We start from the raw sequence: 25,320 nt of genomic DNA, 5'->3' as shown, positions 1-25,320 counted from the left end.
TCCGGGCCCCGTGGTTTACAATTTGACCCATTGTAGCCCCAGAAGAGATTTCATGATGACCACGTCCCAAGCCAATCCCACTCCAGCGCCGACTCCCGCACCGACTGGCCTTCCTGCCGGCAAAATGCCCGAACTGCGCGTGATGCCCGCTCCTTCCGACGCCAATGTGTACGGCGACGTGTTCGGCGGCTGGATCATGGCCCAGGTCGACATCGCCGGCTCGCTGCCGGCCACCCGGCGCGCCAACGGCCGCGTCGCCACCATCGCCGTCAATTCGTTCGTGTTCAAGAACCCCGTGTTCGTCGGCGACCTGCTGTCGTTCTATGCCGATATCGTCAAGGTCGGCAATACGTCGATCACCGTCAACGTCGAGGTGTACGCGGAGCGCAACCGCCTGCAGGCGGACATCGTCAAGGTGACGGAAGCCACGCTGACCTATGTCGCCACGGGCCCGGACCGCAAGCCGCGCCCCGTGCCGCCGATCGAAAGCCTGCTGCACAAATAATGGTTAACGCACGCCGCCTGCTGCTGCAAACCGGCGCCCGCATCGCTGGGCTGGCGGCACTGGCGGCGGCAGCGCCACGCACGTTCGCGGCGCTGCGCAATGCACCATATCCGTTCACGCTGGGCGTCGCCTCCGGCGCCCCGCTGCCGGACAGCGTGGTGCTGTGGACCCGCATCCTGCACAATCCCCTCGACGCCGCCGCCACCCCGCCGATCGCCTACACGGTGCGCTGGGAATTGGCGGAGGACGAGGCATTCCGCCGCGTCGTCGCGCAAGGCAGCGCCAGCGCCCTGCCCGCGCTGGCGCACAGCGTGCACGTGGACGTGCGCGGCCTGCGTCCGGACCGCTGGTACTGGTACCGCTTCCTGCTGGGCGACGCCGTCAGCCCGGTCGGCCGCACCCGCACCGCTCCCGCCCCGGACACGCTGCCGGATACGCTCAAGCTGGCCGTCGCCTCCTGCCAGCACTGGGAGTTCGGCGCGTATGGCGCGCACCGCCACATCGCGCGCGCGGCGCCCGACCTGGTTGCCTTCCTGGGCGACTACATCTATGAGTGGGGCGCCTACAGCCTGCAACATCCGCAGCGTGCCGTAAGGCGCGACGACAGCTTCACGCTGGCGCAGTACCGCGCCCGCTATGCCCAGTACAAGAGCGATCCGGACCTGCAGGCGGCGCACCTGGTCGCGCCCTGGATCATGACGTGGGACGACCACGAAGTGGCCAACGACTACGGCGGCCTGCGCGACGAGCTGCTGTCGCCGGATTTCGCGGCACGCCGGGCCGCAGCCTACCAGGCCTATTGCGAGCACCAGCCGATCCGTTTCGACATGCGCCGCTTCGACCAGGTACGCATGCACGGTCGCTACGATTGGGGCCAGCTGGCGCGCTTCCACGTACTGGACAATCGCCAGTACCGCTCGCCGCAAGCCTGCCCGCGGCCGGGCCGGGGCGGCTCGAGTTCGGTCTATCGCAACGCCTGCGCGATGCTGGCCGACGGCCGCCGCACGATGCTGGGCAATGAACAGGAACAGTGGCTGAAGGAGGGCTTGCGCACCTCGCGCGCGCGTTGGAACGTGCTGGCGCAGCAGACCCTGATGGCGCAGTCGTCGCAGGTGGAGATCCACCGCGTCAGCGACGGGCGCTTCTGGACCGATGGCTGGGACGGTTATCCGGCCGCGCGCCAGCGCCTGCTGGACGCGCTGGTCGGCAGCCGCGCCGCCAATCCGGTCGTGCTGTCCGGCGACGTGCACACCTTCTACGCGGCCGAGCTGCGGCGCGATCCTACACAACCGGGCCGGCCGCGCAATCCCGTGGTGGCGACGGAATTCTGCGGCACGTCGATCACGTCGAATTCACGTCCGCAGCAGCGCACCGCGCAATACGTGGCGATGAACCCGCACATCAAGTATGGCCGCAGCGACCGGCGCGGTTACATGCTGTGCGAGCTGACGCCGGCGCGCATGACGGTGCTGTGCCAGGGTCTGGACGACGTGCGCGACCGGCACAGCGCCGTCAACACCCTGGCGCGGTTTGCCGTGGAAGCCGGGGCGCCAAGAATCATCCAGGACGCTTGAACCATTGGGGTCTGTCTCTGCAAAGGGACTGACCCCGAAGTTGGCGACGTTCCGTGAAATCGCCGGCAAACTTCGGGGTCAGTCCCCTGCGGGGACAGACCCCATGCGGATCAACTGCCCGGCTGGATGACCACCTTCCCCGTCACCTTGCGCGCCGCCATGTCCTCCAGCGCCTGCGCTGTGCGCGCCAGCGGATAGCGCGCCGAGATGTGCGGCCGGATCTTGCCCTCGGCCATCCAGCCCATCAGCTGGCGCATCGCACGGCCGTTCGCAGCCGGCTCGCGCTTGGCGAACTCGCCCCAGAACACGCCGACCACCGAAGCGCCCTTCAGCAGCATCAGGTTGAACGGCAGCTTCGGAATCTCGCCGTTGGCAAAGCCGATCACGAGATAGCGGCCGCGCCAGCCGATCGAGCGGAATGCCGCTTCCGCATACTCGCCGCCGACCGGGTCGTAGATCACGTCCGGGCCCTTGCCGTCGGTGGCGGCCTTGATGGCTTCGCGCAGGTCTTCCTTGGCATAGTTGATCGTGGCGTCCGCGCCATGCTCGCGGCAGACGGCCAGCTTTTCCTCGCTGGACGCGGCGGCGATCACGCGCGCGCCAAGCGCCTTGCCGATCTCGATGGCGGCCAGGCCGACGCCGCCGGCCGCGCCCAGCACCAGCATCGTCTCGCCCGGCTGCAGCGCGGCGCGATCGACGACGGCGTGGTGCGAGGTACCATACGTCAGCGTGATGGCGGCCGCCGTATCGAAGTCCATCCCCGGCGGCATCGGCATCACGGCCTGCTGCGGCACCACGGCCTGCTGGGCGAACGCGCCGCCGGTCGTGAACGCGATGACCCGGTCGCCCGGCTTGACGGCGCTGACGCCCTCGCCCACCGCGCGCACGACGCCGGACAGCTCGCTGCCGGGGGTGAACGGCAGCTCCGGCTTGAACTGGTACTTGCCCTGGATGATCAGCACGTCCGGGAAATTGACGCCGGCCGCCTTGACGTCCACCGCGACCTGGCCCGGCCCCGGCACCAGGTCCGGCAGGTCTTCCACCACGAGCGTTTCGGGCAGGCCCCAGGCCTTGCACAGCACTGCTTGCATATCGTCTCCTTGTTTTATCTTGTCAGAACCAGGCGTCCTGCATGTCCAGCGCCGTGGTGTCGAGTTGCGCCAGCAGCGCCAGCTGCGGCGCCACCTTCGGCAATTCCCAGCGGTAGAAGTAACGGCACGCCTGCAGCTTGCCGCGGTAGAAATCGCGCTCCTCGTCGCGTACTTCGTCACGTTCTGCGCGCGCCAGCGCGGCATGGGCCACGATCGCCTGCTCCAGCCACATCCAGGCGATGACGACGTGCCCGACCGCCTCCAGGTACAGGCTGGCGTTGGCCAGCGTCTTGTTCATGTCGCCCGCGCCGTACAGCGCCTGCGTCACCTCGGTCACGCGGCGCCAGGCACCGTCGAGTTGCCCCGCATAGGCTGCCACATCGCCCGGCACGTCGCTGCCGCGTGACACCGTGCGTCCGATCTCTTCGCCAAGGGCCTGGAACAGCGCCCCCTGCTGGATCGACACCTTGCGCCCCAGCAGGTCGAGGCCATGGATGCCATGCGTGCCTTCGTGGATCGGGTTGAGCCGGTTGTCGCGATAGAACTGCTCGACGTTGTACTCGCGCGTGTAGCCATAGCCGCCATGCACCTGGATGGCCAGGCTGTTCGCCTCCACGCACCACTGCGCCGGCCAGGATTTCGTGATCGGCGTCAGGAAGTCCAGCAGCATGCCGGCGCGGGTGCGCGCCGCCTCGTCCGGCGCCGTGCGCTGCTCGTCCACCAGGCGGGCCGAATACAGCACCAGTGCCAGTGCGCCTTCCACGTACGCTTTCTGTGCCAGCAGCATGCGGCGCACGTCGGTATGGTCGATGATCGGCAGCTGCGGCTGCGCCGGGTCCTTCTGGGCCGGATGCCGGCCCTGCAGGCGTGTGCGCGCATAGTCCAGCGCGTGCAGGTAGCCGGTGATGCCCAGCACGGTGGCGCCCATGCCGACGCCGATGCGGGCCTCGTTCATCATGTGGAACATGTTCGCCAGGCCCTGGTGCGGCTGGCCGACCAGGTAGCCGATGGCGCCGGCGCACCCGCCCGGCTTGAACTGGCCTTCGCCGAAGTTCAGCAGGCAGTTGGTGGTGCCGCGGTTGCCCATCTTGTGGTTCAGGCCCGCCAGCACGATGTCGTTGCGTTCGCCCGGCTTGCCGTCCGCATCCAGCACGTACTTCGGCACGATGAACAACGAGATGCCCTTCACGCCGGGGATCAGGCGCCCTTCCGCGTCCGGGATCTTCGCCAGCACCAGGTGCACGATATTCCCGGCCAGCTCATGCTCCCCGCCCGAGATCCACATCTTGTTGCCGGACAGCCGGTACTGGCGCTCGCCTTCCGGCCCGTCCACCGGATCAGGCACGGCGCGGGTGGTGATGTCCGACAGGCTCGATCCGGCCTGCGGTTCGGACAGGCACATGGTGCCGAAGAACTCGCCGGCCAGCATCGGCCGCACGAAGCGCTCGACCTGCAACGGCGTCGCGGTCTTCAGCAGCGTGTTGGCGTTGGCGCCGGTCAGCAGCAGGTAGGCCGCCGTGGCGATATTGGCCGCCTTGCACCAGGCGACGACGGCTTTTTCGACCGTGCACGGCAGCTGCATGCCGCCGTAGTCGTAGTCCTGTGATGCAGCCAGCAGGCCGGCCTGCGACCACGCGTCCAGCGCCGCCTTCACTTCCGGCACCAGCACCACTTTGCCGTCGACGACGTGCGGCTCGTTCTGGTCGTTCTTCTTGTTATGGGTGGCGAACAGGTCGGTCGCGATGCGCTCGGCCGTGTCGAGCGCGCCGTCGAACGTTTCGCGACTATGGTCGGCAAAGCGCGGCCGCTGCGTCAGGCTTTCCACGTCGAGCCATTCGTACAGCAGGAACGCCAGGTCGCGGCGGGACAGGATCTTCGATTGCATCGTTTATGCCTCCTTGGCGGCAGCGGCGGCGCGGCCACCGGGGAACGACTTGCGGGTCAGGTGGCGCATCTTGTTCAGGTAGGTGCGCAGCGGCAGCCAGCGCTTCATCAGGTGGGTCTTGCGGTCGTCCGCGTGCGGAAGCACGAGGAACTGGTTGGCCTGCACGGCGTTGAACACGCTGTCGGCCACGCCCGCGGCAGTGATGCGGCCCTTGCTCAGCAGCTTCGCCACGCCGGCGGCGGCCTTCGGGTCGGTGGTGCGCAGCGATTCGGCCAGGTTGGTCTGGAAGAACGACGGGCACACCACCGTCACGCCGACATTGTCGTTGGCCAGCTCCAGGAACAAGGTCTCGGAAAATGCGACGACGGCCGCCTTGCTGGCGTTGTAGCTGCCCATGCCGGGCGGATGCACCAGGCCGGCCATCGACGCCACGTTGACGATGTGACCACGCTGCTGCGCGCGCAACGGCGGCGCGAACGTCTGGCAACCGCGCACGACGCCCAGCAGGTTGATGTTCAGGATCCACTGCCACTGCTCGATCGGTTCGGCGTTGACGGTGCCGGCCGTGGCCACGCCGGCGTTGTTGACGACGATGTCGATGCCGCCCCACTCGCCAACGAGGCGCTGCGCCACCGCCTGCAGGTCCTCGCTGCTCGTCACGTCGCAGTGCACGTACATGCCGGTGCCGCCGGCCTGGCGGATTTCCGCCTCTACCTGCGCGCCGCGTGCATCGTTCAAGTCGCCGATGCACACGCGCGCGCCCGTGCGCGCCCAGCGCAGCGCGATCTCGCGCCCCAGTCCCGACGCACCGCCCGTGATGAAAATCCTGTCGCTCATGCCTTGCCGCCTCCCTGTTTGCCGTAGCCCAGCCGCTTCAGTTCGAGTTTCGCGATCAACGTCTTGTGCACTTCGTCCGGCCCGTCCGCCAGGCGGATCGAGCGCGCCTGGATGAAGAAGGACGACAGCGGCGTGTCGTCCGACAGGCCGGCGCCGCCATGGATCTGGATCGCCATGTCGCACACCTGCTGCAGCACGTTGGGCGCGACCACCTTGATCAGCGAGATTTCCTTCATCGCCTTCGCTGCCCCTACGGTATCGATTTTCCAGGCCGCGTGCAATGTCAGCAGGCGCGCCTGGTCGATGGCGATGCGCGCTTCCGCCAGGCGCTCGGCATTGCCGCCCAACTCCATCAGCGGCTTGCCGAATGCAACGCGCGCCATGCCGCGGTGGACCATCAGCTCCAGCGCCGCCTCGGCCGCGCCAATGCAGCGCATGGCGTGGTGGATGCGGCCCGGTCCCAGGCGGCCCTGGGCGATCTCGAAGCCGCGCCCCGGCCCGCCGACGAACGCGGACAGCGGCAGCCGCACGTTCTCGAAACGGATCTCGCCATGGCCGTGCGGCTCGTCGTAAAAGCCGAATACGGGCAGCATGCGCTCGATCGTCACGCCGGGTGTCCCGACGGGCACCAGTACCATCGAATGCTGCTCGTGCTTGCCCTTGGCCGCATCGGGCGTATGCGCCATCACGACCAGGATTTTCGTGTGCGGGTCGCCGATGCCGCTGGACCACCATTTGCGCCCGTTCAGCACGATCTGGTCGCCCTCGACGACGGCGGTGGCGCGCATATTGGTGGCATCCGACGACGCCACGTCCGGCTCCGTCATGCAGAACGCGGAGCGGATCTCGCCGGCCAGCAGCGGCTGCAGCCAGCGCGCCTTCTGCTCTTCCGAGCCGTACTTGAACAGCAGCTCCATATTGCCGCTGTCCGGCGCATTGCAGTTGAAGACCGTCGGTGCCAGCAGGCTGCGGCCGGACTCCTCGGCGATCGGCGCATACTCCAGCACCGACAGGCCGGCGCCCGCCTGGCTATCTGGCAGGAACATGTTCCACAGGCCCTGCGCACGCGCCTTGCGCTTGAGTTCCTCCAGCATGGGCGGCACCTCCCAGCGGCGCCAGTCGGCGCCGTGGTTGGCCTGGCTGATGCCGGCCCAGAAGGCCGGTTCGACGGGCGCGATCTCATCGCGCATGAAGACCCGGACGCGGGCCAGGTAATCGGCTGCCCGGGGGCTCGGTTCGAAATCCATCGCTGCTCCTCGCTGTGTTCATGGTGGGTGTGGTGAACCGAGTCTAGAACAGTTGCCCCTTAAATCAAATTGACGTATTTTTATGGAGGTCATCAATCCTGTTTATGGGCGAAGGAACCTCGTGCGCTTCGACGTCAACCTGCTGAAAGTGCTGGAATCGATCTACGCCAACGGCGGCATCACGGGCGCGGCGAAAGCCCTGCACCTGACCCAGCCGGCGATCACGCATTCGCTCAACCGGCTGCGCGAGATCTTCGGCGACCCGCTGTTCGTCCGCCAGGGCAACCGCATGGTCCCGACCTTCAAGACCCAGGCCCTGATGCCGAAGATCGCGTTCCACCTGAGCGGCCTGCGCGCCGCCGTGGAGGCGGTCGAGGAGTTCGATCCGGCCCAGGTGGACGCCGTGTTCACGGTGGGTTTTCGGGACGTGCTGGAATCGGTCATGCTGCCCGTGCTGGTGCGCCACATCACGAGCCAGGCGCCCAAGGTAAAACTGATCAGCCGGCGCGTGCCGCGCGAGGACGTCGACCGTCAGCTGGTCTCCGGCGCGATCGACCTGGTGATCGACCGCAGCACGCACACGGACAGCCGCATCAACAGCGCCTTCCTGGCGCACGAGACGATGGTGGTGGTGCTGCGCGCCGGTCATCCACTGGCGGACGAGCTGCGCACGCGCGACTTCCTGGCGGCGAAGCATGTGTCGGTGGTGTCGCAGGGCGGAACCGATCCGCTCGACCAGCTGTTGGCCGAAGGCGGCAAGGCGCGCGAGATCGGGATGGTGTGCCAGCACTACTTTTCGGCCTGCCAGGTGGTGGCGGGCAGCGACTGGCTGCTGACGGCGCCGGCGGCGTTTGCCAACGCGATGAGCGCGCTGCTGCCGATCGTGGTGCGGCCGCTGCCCATCAGGCTAAAACCGCTGCGGATCGAGATGTACTGGCATGCCGCGCTGGACGAGGATCCGGGGCAGCGCTGGTTGCGGGGGTTGGTGACGCAGGCTTACCACCAGCACTAGGGTCTGTCCCAAACACCGGTGTCAGGCACCGAACTTCGCGTCGAAGACGCGAAGTTCGGTGCCTGACACCATGGGTCTTGCTTAAGCCGCCTGCTTCTCGTCGCGCAGCTGGCGCCGCAGGATCTTGCCCACGTTCGTCTTCGGCAGCTCGTCGCGGAACTCGATGTACTTCGGCTTCTTGTATGCGGTCAGCTCGTGCTTGCAGAAGTCCTGCAGCTGCTCGGCGGTCAGGTTCGGGTCCTTGCGCACCACGAACAGTTTCACCGCTTCGCCCGAGTTCTTGTCCGGCACGCCGATGCAGGCGCATTCCAGCACGCCCGGATGCGCGGCGACGACGCCTTCCACCTCGTTCGGGTAGACGTTGAAGCCGGAGACGATGATCATGTCCTTCTTGCGGTCGACGATGCGGGTATAGCCCCGCTCGTCCATGATGCCCACGTCGCCCGTCTTGAAGAAGCCATCCGGGGTCATCGACTTCGCCGTCTCGTCCGGGCGCTGCCAGTAGCCGGCCATCACCTGCGGGCCGCGGATCGCGATCTCGCCGGTCGCGCCCAATGGCAATTTGTTGCCGTCATCATCCAGGATGGCGATGTCGGTCGAGGAGATCGGCAGACCGATGGTGCCGGTGAATTCCTTGATGTCGATGCGGTTGGCGGTGGCCACCGGTGACGTCTCCGACATGCCGTAGCCTTCGATGATCGGCGTGCCCGTCACCTTCAGCCAGCGGTCGGCCACGGCCTGCTGCACGGCCATGCCGCCGCCGTTGCAGATCTTGTAGCTGGAGAAGTCCAGCTTGTGAAAATCGGGGTTGTTCAGCAGCGCGTTGTACAGCGTGTTCACGGCCGGGAACACGGTGACCTTGTACTTGGCCAGTTCCTTGACGAAGCCGGGAATGTCGCGCGGGTTCGGGATCAGCACGTTCAGGCCGCCCACGCGCATGCTCATCAGCGCGCTGATCGTCAGCGAGTAGATGTGATACAGCGGCAGCGCGCAGACGAACACCAGCTGGTCGCTGCCCGGCTTCATCTGCAGCCAGGCGTCGTTCTGCAGCACGTTGGCGATGATGTTGCGGTGCGTGAGCATCGCGCCCTTCGATACGCCCGTGGTGCCGCCGGTGTACTGCAGGAAGGCGATGTCGTCGTGGCCCGTTTTCACCGGCGAGAGCGTCATGCGACTGCCTTCGGCCAGTACCTGCTTGAAAGGGATCGCCGTCGGCAGCGAATAGGCCGGCACCATCTTCTTCACGTGGCGCACGGCGAAGTTGACGATGGCGCCCTTGATCCCGCCCAGCAGGTCGCCCATCGAGGCGACGATGACGTGCTTGACCGGCGTGTTGTGCAGCACTTCCTGCACGGTGGTCGCGAAGTTCTCCAGCACGACGATGGCTTCGGCGCCGGAGTCCTTCAGCTGATGTTCCAGCTCGCGCGGCGTGTACAGCGGGTTGACGTTGACGACCGTGTAGCCGGCGCGCAGGATGCCGGCCATCACCACGGGGTACTGCAGCACATTGGGCAGCATGATCGCCACGCGGGCGCCCTGCTTCAGGCCCTTGCCCTGCAACCAGGCACCGAACTTCTGCGACATCTGGTCCAGCTGCGCATAGGTCAGGAACTTGTCCATGCACACGCACGCGTTCTGGTTCGCGTACTTCCGGAACGAATCCTCCAGCAAGTGCGTGACCGAGCGGTACTGCGTGCAGTCGATTTCGGCCGGTACGCCTTCAGGATAGGATTTCAACCAGATTTTTTCCATTCGATGCCTCTTCTTTCGTCTGTCTGCGGCAAGTATAAAAGCCGCCTGTCGCCAGGCGGCTTTTTCGGCCGGGGGCCGGGATTATGCCGCCTTTTTGGCGCCGGCCGTCATCTCGTCGCGCAGCGCGCGGCGCAGGATCTTGCCGACATTGGTTTTCGGGAGTTCGTCGCGGAACTCGATGTACTTCGGTTTCTTGTAGCCGGTCAGGTTGTCCTTGCAGAAGGCCATCAGCTCGTCGATCGTCAGGTTCGGATCCTTGCGCACGACGAACAGCTTGACGGCCTCGCCCGAATGCTCGTCCGGCACGCCGATGCAGGCGCATTCCAGCACGCCCGGGTGGGTCGCCACCACCGATTCCAGCTCGTTGGGATATACGTTGAAGCCGGAGACCAGGATCATGTCCTTCTTGCGATCGACGATGCGGGTGTAGCCCGTTTCGTCCATGATGCCCACGTCGCCCGACTTGAAGAAGCCGTCGGGCGTCATGACCTTGGCCGTTTCGTCCGGCCGGTTCCAGTAGCCGCGCATCACCTGGGGGCCGCGGATCGCGATCTCGCCCGGCTGGCCGAGCGGGACTTCGTTGCCGTCGTCGTCCAGGATGGCGATCTCGGTGGACGGCAGCGGCAGGCCGATCGTGCCGGTGAACGCCGTGCTGTCGGAGCGGTTGCAGGTGGCCACCGGCGACGTCTCCGACAGGCCATAGCCCTCGATGATCGACACGCCCGTCGCGGCCAGCCACTTGTCGTTGACGGCCTTCTGCACGGCCATGCCGCCGCCGTTGGCCATCTTCAGGCCGGAGAAGTCCAGGTGGCGGAAGCCGGGGTGGTTGACGAGCGCGTTGTACAGCGTGTTCACGGCCGGCAGGATGTTGAACTTGTATTTGCCCAGTTCGCGGATCAGGCCGGGAATGTCGCGCGGGTTCGGAATCAGGATGTTCAGCGCGCCCATGCGCATGCCCCACAGGGCGCACGCGGTCAGCGCGAAGATATGGTACAGCGGCAGCGCGCAGACGATCGACAGCTGCTCGACTTGCGGCTCCTTCTGCACGCCTGGTTGCGACCATGCTTCCGATTGCAGCACGTTGGCGATGACGTTCCGGTGCGTCAAGGTAGCGCCCTTCGCAACGCCGGTCGTGCCACCCGTGTACTGCAGGAACGCGACATCCTCATGACCCAGCTCGACGGGCGTCAGCTTCATCGCCGAGGCATGGGCCAGCGCGGCCTTGAAGCGCACGGCGTTCGGCAGCGAATAGGCCGGCACCATCTTCTTGACATTGCGCACGACGAAATTGACGATGGCGCCCTTCAGGCCGCCCAGCATCTCGCCCATATTGGCGACGATGATGTGCTTGACCGGCGTGCGCGGCAGCACCTGCTCCAGCGTGTGCGCGAAATTCTCGAGGATGACGATGGCTTCCGCGCCGGCATCGGTCAACTGGTGTTCCAGCTCGCGCGGCGTGTACAGCGGATTGACGTTGACGACGGTATAGCCGGCGCGCAGCACGGCGGCGATGGCGATCGGGTATTGCAGCACGTTCGGCATCATCACGGCCACGCGCGCGCCCGGCTTCATGCCGCGGCTTTGCAACCAGGCGCCCAGGCGCTTCGAATAGGCATCCAGTTCCGCGTAGGTGATGGCCTTGTCCATGCAGACAAAGGCCTTGCGGTTGCCGAACTTGTGGAAGGAATCTTCCAGCAGATGTACCAGGGAGCGGTACTGATTCGGATCGATCTCGGCAGGAACGCCGGGCGGGTACGACTTCAACCAGATTTTTTCCATGCTGTGCCCTCGTGTCTCGATATTATCGTTGGGAGGTCGTCCACCCCGGTTCCGCCCGTCCGGTACACCGGACCGGGCAAAGCCCTGGCTGCGCGAGCCTGCCTCTTTATACCAGCTCTTTGATGAACGCCGGCAGCACGGCACCGGCTGAACCCGTCATGTCCGCAGCCTGCGTTGAAAAAAACGAACGCTCGTACTATCTGCGAAATAAGATGCTATCGGCACGCAGTCGCCGATGCAAGCGCTTTTTACGCGCAAAAGCCGGCATTTGCCGGCCTTCGTGTTTTGCGACGCAGCAATCAGTGTCCCCCGGCCGTCGGGGATTGTTTCTCCGCCAGCACGGTCGGCGCCGGCTGTGCCATCTGGCTTGCGAGCTGCAGCAACCGGTCGTGACGCTCGACGGATGGCAGATTGCTCATCCGCTGCACCGCAGCATAGAAATGCTTGAAGTCTTTTTCCTTGGCCAGCAAAGCGCGGAATCCTGGCAACAAGTCATTATAGGTAGCAACGGCGGCAAGGTGCGCGTTGGTCAGCTTTTCGGAAAAGAAGCGGTCGTAGCCTGCATAGCCGCCCCAGTTCGCCTTCAGCACTTTGTACTCCTCGTGCAAGGCCGCAAAGATGCGCGCCTTTTCCTCGCGCTTTTTCTTCACGCTGGCCTTGCTGGCATACAGGTCGGCCAGCATCTGGCGGTGCTTGACGAGCAGGGCCACGAAATCCTTGCGGCGTGCGCTGTAGCGCAAATACGCTTCACGCATCGCCTCGTTGCCGTACAACTCGAGCCAGCGATCGACCCCGGCCTCCTCGACGGCGGTGGCAAACGCCTCGTTGAAGCGCGAGTCGCCGGCGATGTAGACGACCTGGTGCGCCAGCTCGTGGAACACCATGCGCGCCAGCTCGGCATCGGAATAATTGATGAAGGTGGACAGCAGCGGATCGCTGAACCAGCCCAGGGTGGAATAGGCCGGCACGCCGCCGACCTGCACGTCGTCGCCTTCGGCGCGCAGCTCTTCGGCATACGCCAGCGCGTCTTCCTTGTTGTAGTAGCCGCGGTAGGCCACGCAACCGGCAATCGGGAAGCACCACTGGATCGGGCGCAGCGACAGCTCCGGCGTGGCGACGACGTTCCACAGCACGAAGGGGCGATTCAGGGCGGCGTAATTCTTGTAGCTGGCGTTGTCCGGCAGGCCCAGTTCCTTGACGGCGAAGCGGCGGATGAACAGCGCCTTTTCCAGGCGCGCGCGCAGCTTGGGATCGGTGGCGGGGTCGCCCAGCCAGTCCTCGACGGGACGCGATTCAGACCACAGCGAATACTGGCCCTGCGCCGCCTGGAAGTAGTATTTGAACTGGGCGCAACCGGCCAGCATGGCCGCGCAGCCTACCCCCACCACCAGATCGCGGGCACGTGTTTTCAGGTAGGCAAACTTGGACATACATCAGGCTCACAGGACTTTCTCCACCTGAACCAGTGTATCGTAAAACGTTGGCGCGCGGCCCATGTCGGTCAGCCGCTGGCTGGTCACTTCATTGGCATTCTTGCCATCGGCGGCCAGCTTCTTCCACCAGATCGACAGCCCCACGACCAGCCCTTTGCGGGCCTTGTCCGTGACCCGTGCCTTGCACACGAACGCGCCACGATCATTGAAGATGCGCACCATTTCGCCGTGGTTGATATCACGTGTTGCCGCATCGTCAGGATGGATGTCGAGGTGCGGTTCGCCCTCCGTGGCACGCAGGCTTTGCACGTTTTACAAAAGTCGAGTTCAGGAAGTTGCGTGCCGGCGGAGATATCATCGCCAGAGGGTATTTTGCTGCGAGATCAGGGGTAGATGCCGCGGATTCCCAGTTTGGAATGTACGCCGGCAAGGGGTCCAGGCCGTCCTTCGCCATGCTGGCCGAAAAGAACTCACATTTTCCCGAAGGTGTGGGGAAATTGCCGCAGGCAAATGGTGCTTCTGGCATGTTCAGCTTCTGCCAGCCCTTTTGCCTGAGCGCGTCCCAGTCGAAATGCATGGCACGAACGTCATCGGTGCGGAACGCTTGTGCTGCCAGTTCGTCATCGGTTTCGGCAAAGCAGGGATCGTCGAAGCCCATCCGGCGTGCCAGCAGGCGGAAGATCTCGGTATTCGGCTTGGCCTCGCCGAGCGGCGCGATGGCCGGGTTGTTGGCCATCATGTACAGGTGGCCGTAGGCCAGGTGCGCGTCCGTGTGTTCCAGCTGCGTGGTGGCCGGCAGCACGATGTCGGCGTAGTCGACGCTGTCGGTCTGGAACTGCTCCAGCACCACGGTGAACAGGTCTTCGCGCGCAAAGCCGGCGGCCACTTTCGAGGAATCGGGCGCGATGGCCAGCGGGTTGGCGTTGTAGACGATCACCGCTTCCACGGCGGGGCCGAATTCGGGCGAGGCGGGCCGCAGCAGGTCGTCGCCGATCGTCGTCATGTTGATCGTGCGCGGCTGCTTTTTCAGCAGGTCGGTGCGCTGCAGCCAAGGCTTGTTGCTGGGGAAGGAGCCGGAGGTCGACAGCTGCACGCCGCCGGCGGCATGGCGCCAGGCGCCCACCAGCGCGGGCAGGCAGGCGATATTGCGCACCGCCATGCCGCCGCCGCGTACGCGCTGCACGCCGTAGTTGACGCGGATGGCGGCCGGCTCGCCTGCCTTGGCCGTCTCGCCATACAGGTGCGCCAGTTCGAGCACCTGATCGGCCGTGATGCCGCAGACGTCGGCCGTGCGTTCCGGCGTCCACTCGGCCGCCCGTTCCTTCAACTGTTCGAAGCCGAGGGTATGGCGGTCGATGTAATCGTGATCGAGCAGGCCGTCGCGGATCAGCACGTGCATCAGGCCTAGCGCCAGGGCCGCATCGGTGCCGGGCAGCAGGGCGATGTGCATGTGGCACTTTTCCGCCGTCAGCGAGCGGTAGGGGTCGATGGCGACCAGCTTGGCGCCGCGCCGCTTGGCTTCCTGGGCGCGCATCCAGAAGTGCAGGTTGGACGCGATCGGATTGCCGCCCCAGATCAGGATCAACTTGGCGTTCTGGAACTGCTCCATGTCGGTACCGATCGAACCGCCGATCGTGTACTTGTAGCCGGTCGCGCCGGCCATCGCGCAGATGGTGCGGTCCAGCAGCGAGGCGCCGATGCGGTTGAAGAAGCGCATCGACATCGACTCGCCTTGCAGCAGGCCCATCGTGCCGCAGTAGCTGTACGGCAGGATCGCTTCCGGGCGCTGCTCGGCCAGCGGCTTCAGGCGCGCGGCGATGGTGTCCAGCGCCTCGTCCCAGCTGATGCGCTCGAACTTTCCCTCCCCCTTGGCGCCCACGCGGCGCAGCGGATACAGCAGGCGGTCGGGCGAATAGGTGCGTTCGGCATAGCGCGACACCTTGGTGCACAGCACGCCGGCCGTGGTCGGGTGGTCGGGATCGCCCTTGATCTCGGTGGCAACGCCGTTTTCGACAGTGACGAGGATGGCGCAGGTATCGGGGCAGTCGTGCGGACAGGCGGCACGCACTTGGGTGGTGGTCATGGGATCGCTGAAGTGATTGCAGGCAAGCCGCTATCGTAAACCATTCGGCGCAATGCGGCAGCGGCTGGCCTCCCCTGCACGCAAAGGCTACAATGAACGGACCGCTGCTGGAGACGCGCCCTACCCGGGCGCATGAGAATAAAACCTGGAGAGACAGATGAAACTCGTCGAACCCATCATTGCGTTTCAATCCGAGCTGCAGCAAATCCGTCGCGACCTGCATGCCCATCCCGAGCTGTGCTACGAGGAAGTGCGCACCTCCGACGCCGTCGCCGCCAAGCTGGCCGAATGGGGCATTCCCGTCGTGCGCGGGCTGGGCCTGACCGGCGTGGTCGGCATCATCAAGAACGGCAGTTCCAACCGCGCCATCGGCCTGCGTGCCGACATGGATGCGTTGCCGATGCAGGAGGTGAACACCTTCGCCCACGCGTCGCGCCACCCCGGCAAGATGCACGCCTGCGGCCACGACGGCCACACGGCCATGCTGCTGGGTGCCGCCTACCACCTGGCGCGCCAGCGCGACTTCGACGGCACCGTGTACCTGATCTTCCAGCCGGCGGAGGAAGGCGGTGCCGGCGCGCGCCGCATGATCGAGGACGGCCTGTTCGAGCGCTTCCCGATGGATGCCATCTACGGCATGCACAACTGGCCCGGCTATGCGACCGGCACGATGAACGTCTGCACGGGACCGATGATGGGCTCGTCCAACGAGTTCCACGTGACCGTCAAGGGCAAGGGCGCGCATGCCGCCCAGCCGCACAACGGCATCGATCCGGTCATGATCGCGGTGCAGATCGCGCAGGCGTGGCAGACCATCATCACCCGTAACAAGAGCCCGCTCGACACGGCCGTGCTGTCGATCACGCAGATCCATGCCGGCAGTGCCACCAATGTCATTCCCGATACGGCGCAGCTGGTAGGCACCGTGCGCACATTCACGACGCCGGTGCTGGACATGATCGAGCGCCGCATGCACGCGCTGGCGCAGGGCATCGCGGCCGGCTTCGACGCGGAGGTCGACTTCACGTTCAAGCGCAACTATCCGCCGCTGATCAACCATGCCGCCGAGACCGCGTTCGCGGTCGAGGTCATGCAGGAAGTGGTGGGCGCAGACCGCGTCAACGCCCAGGTCGAACCCACGATGGGCGCCGAGGACTTCGCCTTCTTCCTGCAGGAAAAGCCGGGCTGCTACATCTTCATCGGCAACGGCGAGGGCGATCACCGCGCCGGCGGCCACGGCCTCGGCCCTTGTGTGCTGCACAACGGCAGCTACGACTTCAACGACAATCTGCTGCCCATCGGTGCCAGCTTCTGGGTCCGGCTGGCCGAGCGCGCCCTGCCGCTGCGCTAGTCAGTCCGGCAACCGGTCCGGCGCGTCGCCCACGCGCTGGCCCGGATTCAGCCGCTCCAGTGCCAGCAGCGCGGCCGCATGGTCGGCCTGCGGGTACACCTCCCGGATCGATTCATACCGTTCCGTCACCAGGCTCGTGACGGGCAAGGCGACGCCGGCCGCGGCGGCCGCGGCCAGGATATTGTGCATGTCCTTCAGTTGCGTCGTGACCTGGCCGCCAGGGATGAAATTTCGCTCCAGCATGCGCTGACCGTGCACTTCCAGGACACGGCTCTCCGCAAAACCTCCGCGGATCGCCGCGCGCACGGCCGCCGGATCGGCACCGGCTGCCTGGGCCAGCAGCAGCGCCTCGGCAACGATGTTGATCGTCCCGCCCACGATCAGTTGGTTGCACAACTTCGCCACCTGGCCAGCACCGGCGGGGCCGACGCGGGTCAAGCGTCCCATGGCTTCCAGCACGGGGCGCGCCTGCTCGATGTCCGCTTCGCTGCCACCAGCCATGATCGCCAGCGTGCCGGCCTGGGCGCCGCCGACGCCACCGGACACGGGGGCGTCGACAAAGCGGCAGCCTGCCGCCGTCAGCCTGGCGTGGAAGTCCTGGGCCTCGGCCTGCCGCGTCGAGCTCATGTCGATCCACAGCGTGTTCTGACGCAGCGCAGGCAGGGCGGCCGCCAGGACCTCACCGACGACGGGTCCGGCTTCCAGCATCGTGATGACGAGGTCGGCATCGCGCACGGCCTCCCCGAGGAGTGCCGCCGGCACGGCGCCAGTTTCGGCCAGGGCCTCGGCCTTGCTGGCGGTGCGGTTCCACACGTGCACCGGCAGCCGGGCCGCGCGCAGGCGGCGGACCATGGGCTCACCCATCAGTCCAATACCAAGAAAAGCGATTTTCGAAAACAATGCCACGATTTTGCACTCCGTAGATCGACGATTGTCTCGAGTCTAACAATTGCGGGGCGGGCGGAAGGAATTTACAAGAATGGGTACAATGTTCGGATTGCCTTATCGCTACGGGTAAGGCACCACTACTTGAGAGAATCGATATGAAGAAAATCATCGCGGCGATGGCCGCCCTGGTGGCCGCGCAGGCGGCAATCGCCGCCGACGGCAAACTGGTCGATACCACATATGGCGAATTCGGCTCCGCGTCGAAAGTGCGCATGGGGCGCCTCGGCGCCACGCAAGACTGGAAACCCAGCTGGAGCTGGTTCGAATCGAATGGCACGCACCTGACGGGTTACTGGGACGCCAGCATCGGCTACTGGCAACTGCGCCAGTACAAGAATGTACCGGGCGATAAATCGCATATCGTCGACATCGGCTTTACCCCGGTGTTCCGCTTTGAGAACACCAACAAGCTGGGTCTGTATGCGGAGATCGGCATCGGCGCGCACCTGCTGTCCCACCACTACGACAACAACGACGATGGCCTGTCGACGGCGTTCCAGTTCGGCGACCATATCGGTATCGGCTATGTCTTCAACAAGAACTGGGAAATCGCGCTGAAAATGCAGCACTTTTCGAATGGCAGCATCAAGAAGCCCAACAGCGGCGTCGATTACGGCGTGCTCAAGCTGGCTTACCGTTTCTGATCAGCCGCTGCGCGGCACACGAAGCCCGCCTCTGGCGGGCTTTTTTTCGAGCGTACGCGCGGTGCCCTGCCCAGGCACGATCCTCCCGTTGCCCTTACCACAACTGCCCGGTACACTGGGCCGTACTGACCGAGCGCTATCGGCCAGAAACGGAGATCGATGCTTTCAGCCGGCAATGGACGGCTTATCTGGCGCCAGTACATGGAGTCCAGCTCATGAATAACGAGTTCACCACTTCTGTTCCATACCTTCATACGGAACGGCTCCTGCTTCGTGAATATCGAAAGGAGGACTTCGACCTGTTCGCGGCACATATCGCCGACCCTGTAAGCTCGGCCCACCTGGTGCCGGCTGACCGCCCTGCTGCATGGCGAATCTTCTGTGCGCAAGCAGGACTATGGCTCATCCATGGCGCCGGGTGGTGGGCTGTCGAGGATAAGCAGAGTGGTCAGCTGGTCGGCACGGTCGGCGCGTTCTTTCGCGAAGACGCCACAGTCATCGAGCTGGGCTGGAATACCTATCGCGCCTTTTGGGGCCGGGGATACGCGAACGAAGCGGCGGCGGCAGCCTTGAACCATGCCTTCGAGGTCCGGCGCGAACCAGCTGTTCGGGCACTCATCGCTTCAGCGAACGAGTCATCGCTGCGCGTTGCCAGGCGCCTTGGCCTGGCTTATACCGGGGAAATGGCGTTATATGGCAAAGCGGTCGGCATTTATACGCGCGAGCGGGAAAGCCCCGATGCCCAGGGCAGCGCTGAATGACTCATATGCATTCCGATGGCACGCAGAATGAAAAAAGCCCGCAGCGATCACGCTACGGGCTTCTTTCGGTATAGCGAGGTCGGGCAGTGCCCGGCGGAGCAACAGCGCGGTGCTCCCAGAGCAGCGCGAAGCCCAAAGCGAAAAACCCCCGCCAGCTCGCTGGACGGGGGTTTTTCTATATAACAGCCTGACGATAACCTACTTTCACACTGGTTGCAGCACTATCATCGGCGCAGAGTCGTTTCACGGTCCTGTTCGGGATGGGAAGGGGTGGGACCGACTTGCTATGGTCATCAGGCATGACTTGTACGTAGTCTCGTTCCCGGTTGGGCAACGCGGCTACTAATCTGGAAGAAGTAAGTTGGGTGTTACTAGTAAAACTCAAACACAGGCAAATGCTCTGTAACCGTCAAGGTTATAGGGACAAGCCGTACGGGCAATTAGTATCAGTTAGCTTAATGCATTACTGCACTTCCACACCTGACCTATCAACGTCCTGGTCTCGAACGACCCTTCAAGGAGCTCAAGGCTCCGGGAAATCTCATCTTAAGGCAAGTTTCCCGCTTAGATGCTTTCAGCGGTTATCTCTTCCGAACTTAGCTACCCGGCAATGCCACTGGCGTGACAACCGGTACACCAGAGGTTCGTCCACTCCGGTCCTCTCGTACTAGGAGCAGCCCCCTTCAAATTTCCAACGCCCACGGCAGATAGGGACCAAACTGTCTCACGACGTTTTAAACCCAGCTCACGTACCACTTTAAATGGCGAACAGCCATACCCTTGGGACCGGCTACAGCCCCAGGATGTGATGAGCCGACATCGAGGTGCCAAACTCCCCCGTCGATATGAACTCTTGGGAGGAATCAGCCTGTTATCCCCAGAGTACCTTTTATCCGTTGAGCGATGGCCCTTCCATACAGAACCACCGGATCACTATGTCCTACTTTCGTACCTGCTCGACTTGTCGGTCTCGCAGTTAAGCACGCTTATGCCATTGCACTATTAGCACGATGTCCGACCGTACCTAGCGTACCTTCGAACTCCTCCGTTACACTTTAGGAGGAGACCGCCCCAGTCAAACTGCCTACCATGCACTGTCCCCGACCCGGATCACGGGCCAAGGTTAGAACCTCAAACAAACCAGGGTGGTATTTCAAGGTTGGCTCCACGAGAACTGGCGTCCCCGCTTCAAAGCCTCCCACCTATCCTACACAGATTGGTTCAAAGTCCAATGCAAAGCTACAGTAAAGGTTCATGGGGTCTTTCCGTCTAGCCGCGGGTAGATTGCATCATCACAAACACTTCAACTTCGCTGAGTCTCGGGAGGAGACAGTGTGGCCATCGTTACGCCATTCGTGCAGGTCGGAACTTACCCGACAAGGAATTTCGCTACCTTAGGACCGTTATAGTTACGGCCGCCGTTTACTGGGACTTCAATCAAGAGCTTGCACCCCATCATTTAATCTTCCAGCACCGGGCAGGCGTCACACCCTATACGTCCACTTTCGTGTTTGCAGAGTGCTGTGTTTTTATTAAACAGTCGCAGCCACCAGTTTATTGCAACCCTTTCACCCTTCCACAGTAAAGTGGTCAAGCTACCGGGGCGTACCTTTTCCCGAAGTTACGGTACCAATTTGCCGAGTTCCTTCTCCCGAGTTCTCTCAAGCGCCTTAGAATACTCATCTCGCCCACCTGTGTCGGTTTGCGGTACGGTCTCGTATGACTGAAGCTTAGAGGCTTTTCTTGGAACCACTTCCGATTGCTTCGCGAACAAGTTCGCTCGTCCCGATCCCTTGGATTACGTACCCGGATTTGCCTAAGTACCTCCTATGAACCAGAAACTGACTATTCCAACAGTCAGACAACCTTCCGCGATCCGTCCCCCCATCGCATCATACGACGGTGCAGGAATATTAACCTGCTTCCCATCAGCTACGCATCTCTGCCTCGCCTTAGGGGCCGACTCACCCTGCTCCGATGAACGTTGAACAGGAAACCTTGGGCTTACGGCGTGCGGGCTTTTCACCCGCATTATCGCTACTCATGTCAGCATTCGCACTTCTGATACCTCCAGCATCCTTTACAAGACACCTTCGCAGGCTTACAGAACGCTCTCCTACCATATCCTTGCGGATATCCGCAGCTTCGGTGACTGGCTTAGCCCCGTTACATCTTCCGCGCAGGACGACTCGATCAGTGAGCTATTACGCTTTCTTTAAATGATGGCTGCTTCTAAGCCAACATCCTGACTGTTTTAGCCTTCCCACTTCGTTTTCCACTTAGCCAATCTTTGGGACCTTAGCTGGCGGTCTGGGTTGTTTCCCTCTTGACGCCGGACGTTAGCACCCGACGTCTGTCTCCCAAGCTCGCACTCATCGGTATTCGGAGTTTGCAATGGTTTGGTAAGTCGCGATGACCCCCTAGCCATAACAGTGCTCTACCCCCGATGGTGATACTTGAGGCACTACCTAAATAGTTTTCGGAGAGAACCAGCTATTTCCAAGTTTGTTTAGCCTTTCACCCCTACCCACAGCTCATCCCCTAATTTTTCAACATTAGTGGGTTCGGTCCTCCAGTGCGTGTTACCGCACCTTCAACCTGGCCATGGGTAGATCACTTGGTTTCGGGTCTACACCCAGCAACTAACGCCCTGTTCGGACTCGATTTCTCTACGGCTCCCCTATCTGGTTAACCTCGCTACTGAATGTAAGTCGCTGACCCATTATACAAAAGGTACGCCGTCACGGAACAAGTCCGCTCCGACTGTTTGTATGCACACGGTTTCAGGATCTATTTCACTCCCCTCCCGGGGTTCTTTTCGCCTTTCCCTCACGGTACTGGTTCACTATCGGTCGATTACGAGTATTTAGCCTTGGAGGATGGTCCCCCCATCTTCAGACAGGATTTCTCGTGTCCCGCCCTACTTGTCGTACGCTTAGTACCACCGGTCTGATTTCGTGTACGGGGCTATCACCCGCTATGGCGCCTATTTCCAGAGGCTTCCACTATCAGTCCGACTATCACGTACAGGCTCTTCCCATTTCGCTCGCCACTACTTTGGGAATCTCGGTTGATTTATTTTCCTGCAGCTACTTAGATGTTTCAGTTCGCCGCGTTCGCCTCACACACCTATGTATTCAGTGAGTGATACTCTAAAAGAGTGGGTTTCCCCATTCGGAAATCTACGGATCAAAGCTCGTTTGTCAGCTCCCCGTAGCTTATCGCAGACTACTACGTCCTTCATCGCCTGTAATCGCCAAGGCATCCGCCATGTGCACTTATTCACTTGTCCCTATAACCTTGACGGCTATCGGTTCAAGCATTTACTACTGTGTTTGATGAGTTTTTGTATGCGTTCTTTCGAACACTACCCTAAGTGTGTGATTTCTCACACGCTTAATAAAACTTTACTTCTTCCAGATTGTTAAAGAGCGAAACAGCTTAGATCTCTAAAAGATCAAACCTAAATCTGACGACTTACGTTTGGACTTTCATACAGAAGCGATGGTGGAGGATGACGGGATCGAACCGACGACCCCCTGCTTGCAAAGCAGGTGCTCTCCCAGCTGAGCTAATCCCCCATGTTTGTGGTGGGTCTGGTTGGGCTCGAACCAACGACCCCCGCGTTATCAACACGGTGCTCTAACCAGCTGAGCTACAGACCCGCGACTTTCTTCTGTTTATTGCTGTTTCCCTAACAACAGTCGATAAGTGTGAGCGTTTGATGCACGATCATTTCTGATCCGTGCCACTCTAGAAAGGAGGTGATCCAGCCGCACCTTCCGATACGGCTACCTTGTTACGACTTCACCCCAGTCACGAATCCTACCGTGGTAAGCGCCCTCCTTACGGTTAAGCTACCTACTTCTGGTAAAACCCGCTCCCATGGTGTGACGGGCGGTGTGTACAAGACCCGGGAACGTATTCACCGCGACATGCTGATCCGCGATTACTAGCGATTCCAACTTCATGCAGTCGAGTTGCAGACTACAATCCGGACTACGATACACTTTCTGGGATTAGCTCCCCCTCGCGGGTTGGCGGCCCTCTGTATGTACCATTGTATGACGTGTGAAGCCCTACCCATAAGGGCCATGAGGACTTGACGTCATCCCCACCTTCCTCCGGTTTGTCACCGGCAGTCTCATTAGAGTGCCCTTTCGTAGCAACTAATGACAAGGGTTGCGCTCGTTGCGGGACTTAACCCAACATCTCACGACACGAGCTGACGACAGCCATGCAGCACCTGTGTGCAGGTTCTCTTTCGAGCACTCCCCGATCTCTCAGGGATTCCTGCCATGTCAAGGGTAGGTAAGGTTTTTCGCGTTGCATCGAATTAATCCACATCATCCACCGCTTGTGCGGGTCCCCGTCAATTCCTTTGAGTTTTAATCTTGCGACCGTACTCCCCAGGCGGTCTACTTCACGCGTTAGCTGCGTTACCAAGTCAATTAAGACCCGACAACTAGTAGACATCGTTTAGGGCGTGGACTACCAGGGTATCTAATCCTGTTTGCTCCCCACGCTTTCGTGCATGAGCGTCAATCTTAGCCCAGGGGGCTGCCTTCGCCATCGGTGTTCCTCCACATCTCTACGCATTTCACTGCTACACGTGGAATTCTACCCCCCTCTGCCAGATTCCAGCCTTGCAGTCTCCATCGCCATTCCCAGGTTAAGCCCGGGGATTTCACGACAGACTTACAAAACCGCCTGCGCACGCTTTACGCCCAGTAATTCCGATTAACGCTTGCACCCTACGTATTACCGCGGCTGCTGGCACGTAGTTAGCCGGTGCTTATTCTTCAGGTACCGTCATTAGCTGCGGATATTAGCCGCAACCGTTTCTTCCCTGACAAAAGAGCTTTACAACCCGAAGGCCTTCTTCACTCACGCGGCATTGCTGGATCAGGCTTGCGCCCATTGTCCAAAATTCCCCACTGCTGCCTCCCGTAGGAGTCTGGGCCGTGTCTCAGTCCCAGTGTGGCTGGTCGTCCTCTCAGACCAGCTACTGATCGTCGCCTTGGTGAGCCTTTACCTCACCAACTAGCTAATCAGATATCGGCCGCTCCAGGAGCACAAGGCCTTGCGGTCCCCTGCTTTCATCCTTAGATCGTATGCGGTATTAGCGTAACTTTCGCTACGTTATCCCCCACTCTTGGGCACGTTCCGATATATTACTCACCCGTTCGCCACTCGTCAGCGGAGCAAGCTCCCTGTTACCGTTCGACTTGCATGTGTAAAGCATGCCGCCAGCGTTCAATCTGAGCCAGGATCAAACTCTTCAGTTCAATCTCTGTTTTATGTCATTGCTGACATGGTCACTCTCAAGATACTGACGTTCCTCTTGCGAGGTCACGTTTAATTTCTTGCGAGCGTTTGATGCTATATATTTTGAGTATCGGGACCGAAATCCCGGGCACACTCACATCAAACGCCCACACTTATCGACTGTTGATTGTTAAAGAATTCTGCCCTCAGGCGCTTGCCGCATTCGGTGACAAATCGTTGTGTTTGTCAGCAGCAGAGAGGTGAGATTATGCGGTGTTTCGTGCAGCTCGTCAACCCCTCGGTTTCCGTCGCATCGTTTCGTTTTCACGTCTACGCTGCGGCAGGGACAGAACTATAGCAAAGCCACCGCCGCGTGACAAGCCCTCATCAGGGAAACACGAACGACTTCACCAGCGTCAGCTCGCCTGCGGCACGCATCGGTACACGAAACACCTGCTGCTTTTCACGTGGGGTGTTTTCATTGGTGATAATCGCCACTTGCGCAATCGTCAATATGGACTGATCGGCACCACTGCCGAAGTAATTGACGTAAACGTGATAATTTCCCTTTGGCGGTGCGGCACTGGAGAAAATTTCGGGCCCGTATCCCGTCGTGACGTCCACGTCGAGTGCGCCGCCATCGCTGGTCACGCGATTGCCGTACCAGGCGTGGCCACCTTCAGGCGTCACCACATGCAGGTCCAGGTCCGTTCCAGGGCTGTCCCACGACAGCACCACACGCAGGCGCGCCTGCGTTTTCCCTTCGTAGTTGTCGTAGAACTGTGTGCGGGCGCGGCCCTTGCCCTCCGGCGCGCGCACCTCGACGCTGTTCGAGCCATTGCCGAAACCATACGGCCGGCCGTAGCGGCCGTTCTCGTCCAGTTCCAGCGGCATCGCCACGCCATTGACGACCAGCGTGGCCGGCTTGCCCTTCGGTGCATTGGCGATGCGGCCGCGAATCTGCGCCGTCTCGCTCTGCCCCGGCTGCAGGTTGACGGAGCTGGCCGGATAATTGACTTCCTGCGAGTACGTTTCGCGCGCGCCGGCCGAATTGCGCCAGCCGGACTTGGGCGCGTCGGCCGTCACTTGCGCCCCCGCCAGGGCAGGAACCAGGACAGCAGCCAGCAGGCCAGTAGAGATAAGCTTCATA

The 25,320-nt window shown here is 62.3% G+C and carries 15 protein-coding genes, 2 tRNA genes, 3 rRNA genes and 1 pseudogene; 6 read left to right on the top strand and 15 right to left on the bottom strand.

Annotated elements, in window-relative coordinates; translation table 11 throughout:
- Positions 1-55: 55 nt before the first annotated feature.
- Positions 56-505 carry an acyl-CoA thioesterase gene (locus E7V67_000210; GenBank protein ID WUR16196.1) on the top strand — a complete coding sequence of 150 codons (450 nt, stop codon included), beginning with the start codon at positions 56-58 and terminating at the stop codon, positions 503-505.
- The gene (locus tag E7V67_000205; protein WUR13565.1) at positions 505-2,079 is read left to right on the top strand and encodes an alkaline phosphatase D family protein; all 1,575 of its coding nucleotides are present in this window, start codon (positions 505-507) and stop codon (positions 2,077-2,079) included. The genes E7V67_000210 and E7V67_000205 overlap by 1 nt, the downstream gene beginning before the upstream one ends.
- A 110-nt stretch (positions 2,080-2,189) precedes the next feature.
- On the opposite strand, the gene E7V67_000200 is transcribed toward E7V67_000205, so the two are convergent.
- The 4 genes from E7V67_000200 to E7V67_000185 are packed head-to-tail and all read right to left on the bottom strand — an operon-like array spanning position 2,190 to position 7,139.
- Positions 2,190-3,170: an NADPH:quinone oxidoreductase family protein gene (locus tag E7V67_000200; protein ID WUR13564.1), complete on the bottom strand. Its 981-nt coding sequence runs from the start codon at positions 3,168-3,170 to the stop codon at positions 2,190-2,192.
- A 22-nt stretch (positions 3,171-3,192) separates the two neighbouring features.
- Entirely contained in the window at positions 3,193-5,055 is a 1,863-nt protein-coding gene (locus E7V67_000195; protein WUR13563.1) for an acyl-CoA dehydrogenase, read from the bottom strand.
- A 3-nt stretch (positions 5,056-5,058) separates the two neighbouring features.
- Positions 5,059-5,892 (bottom strand): SDR family oxidoreductase, encoded by an 834-nt coding sequence (locus E7V67_000190; protein WUR13562.1) that lies wholly within the window; start codon positions 5,890-5,892, stop codon positions 5,059-5,061.
- Complete coding sequence (locus E7V67_000185; protein WUR13561.1) at positions 5,889-7,139, bottom strand: acyl-CoA dehydrogenase family protein; 1,251 nt, start codon at positions 7,137-7,139, stop codon at positions 5,889-5,891. The genes E7V67_000190 and E7V67_000185 overlap by 4 nt, the downstream gene beginning before the upstream one ends.
- 82 nt (positions 7,140-7,221) lie before the next feature.
- Between E7V67_000185 and E7V67_000180 the strand changes: the two genes are divergently transcribed.
- Positions 7,222-8,151 carry a LysR family transcriptional regulator gene (locus E7V67_000180; protein WUR13560.1) on the top strand — a complete coding sequence of 310 codons (930 nt, stop codon included), beginning with the start codon at positions 7,222-7,224 and terminating at the stop codon, positions 8,149-8,151.
- A gap of 81 nt (positions 8,152-8,232) precedes the next feature.
- Here the strand turns inward: E7V67_000180 and E7V67_000175 are convergent, their stop codons facing one another.
- From E7V67_000175 to E7V67_000160, 4 genes and pseudogenes are all read right to left on the bottom strand, one after another.
- Positions 8,233-9,903, bottom strand: coding sequence for a long-chain fatty acid--CoA ligase (locus tag E7V67_000175; GenBank protein WUR13559.1), 1,671 nt, complete (start codon positions 9,901-9,903; stop codon positions 8,233-8,235).
- A gap of 81 nt (positions 9,904-9,984) precedes the next feature.
- Positions 9,985-11,682: a long-chain fatty acid--CoA ligase gene (locus tag E7V67_000170; GenBank protein WUR13558.1), complete on the bottom strand. Its 1,698-nt coding sequence runs from the start codon at positions 11,680-11,682 to the stop codon at positions 9,985-9,987.
- 299 nt (positions 11,683-11,981) lie between these two features.
- A complete protein-coding gene (locus E7V67_000165) occupies positions 11,982-13,112 on the bottom strand; it encodes an aminopeptidase (protein WUR13557.1) in 1,131 nt (376 codons plus the stop codon).
- A gap of 9 nt (positions 13,113-13,121) precedes the next feature.
- Positions 13,122-15,198 (bottom strand): annotated as a pseudogene (locus E7V67_000160) (molybdopterin oxidoreductase family protein).
- 157 nt (positions 15,199-15,355) lie between these two features.
- Here E7V67_000160 and E7V67_000155 point away from each other — a divergent pair.
- Positions 15,356-16,549 carry a M20 aminoacylase family protein gene (locus tag E7V67_000155; GenBank protein WUR13556.1) on the top strand — a complete coding sequence of 398 codons (1,194 nt, stop codon included), beginning with the start codon at positions 15,356-15,358 and terminating at the stop codon, positions 16,547-16,549.
- Here the strand turns inward: E7V67_000155 and E7V67_000150 are convergent, their stop codons facing one another.
- The gene (locus E7V67_000150) at positions 16,550-17,449 is read right to left on the bottom strand and encodes an NAD(P)-dependent oxidoreductase (protein WUR16195.1); all 900 of its coding nucleotides are present in this window, start codon (positions 17,447-17,449) and stop codon (positions 16,550-16,552) included. It abuts the gene before it with no gap.
- Between the two features lie 143 nt (positions 17,450-17,592).
- Between E7V67_000150 and E7V67_000145 the strand changes: the two genes are divergently transcribed.
- Both E7V67_000145 and E7V67_000140 read left to right on the top strand, forming a co-directional pair.
- Positions 17,593-18,141 carry an acyloxyacyl hydrolase gene (locus E7V67_000145; GenBank protein ID WUR13555.1) on the top strand — a complete coding sequence of 183 codons (549 nt, stop codon included), beginning with the start codon at positions 17,593-17,595 and terminating at the stop codon, positions 18,139-18,141.
- A 215-nt stretch (positions 18,142-18,356) separates the two neighbouring features.
- Entirely contained in the window at positions 18,357-18,902 is a 546-nt protein-coding gene (locus E7V67_000140; GenBank protein WUR13554.1) for a GNAT family protein, read from the top strand.
- 185 nt (positions 18,903-19,087) lie between these two features.
- Here E7V67_000140 and rrf read toward each other — a convergent pair.
- From rrf to E7V67_000110, 6 genes are all read right to left on the bottom strand, one after another.
- Positions 19,088-19,200, bottom strand: a 5S ribosomal RNA gene (rrf, locus tag E7V67_000135).
- 121 nt (positions 19,201-19,321) lie between these two features.
- Positions 19,322-22,194 (bottom strand): 23S ribosomal RNA (locus E7V67_000130).
- 213 nt (positions 22,195-22,407) lie between these two features.
- Positions 22,408-22,483 (bottom strand) — tRNA-Ala (locus E7V67_000125).
- A 7-nt stretch (positions 22,484-22,490) separates the two neighbouring features.
- Positions 22,491-22,567, bottom strand: a tRNA-Ile gene (locus E7V67_000120).
- Positions 22,568-22,659: 92 nt separating this feature from the next.
- Positions 22,660-24,190: ribosomal RNA gene (locus tag E7V67_000115) — 16S ribosomal RNA — on the bottom strand.
- Together the 16S, 23S and 5S rRNA genes with 2 tRNA genes alongside form the textbook arrangement of a ribosomal RNA operon.
- 367 nt (positions 24,191-24,557) lie before the next feature.
- On the bottom strand, positions 24,558-25,319 hold the full coding sequence (locus E7V67_000110) for a DUF2135 domain-containing protein (protein ID WUR13553.1): 762 nt from the start codon (positions 25,317-25,319) through the stop codon (positions 24,558-24,560).
- Position 25,320: the final 1 nt, after the last annotated feature.

The sequence above is a fragment of the [Empedobacter] haloabium genome (genome assembly GCA_008011715.2).
Lineage (GTDB): Bacteria > Pseudomonadota > Gammaproteobacteria > Burkholderiales > Burkholderiaceae_D > Rugamonas > Rugamonas haloabia.
Note: the sequence above shows the minus strand (reverse complement) of the source record. Positions and strands in the feature narration are given on the sequence as shown.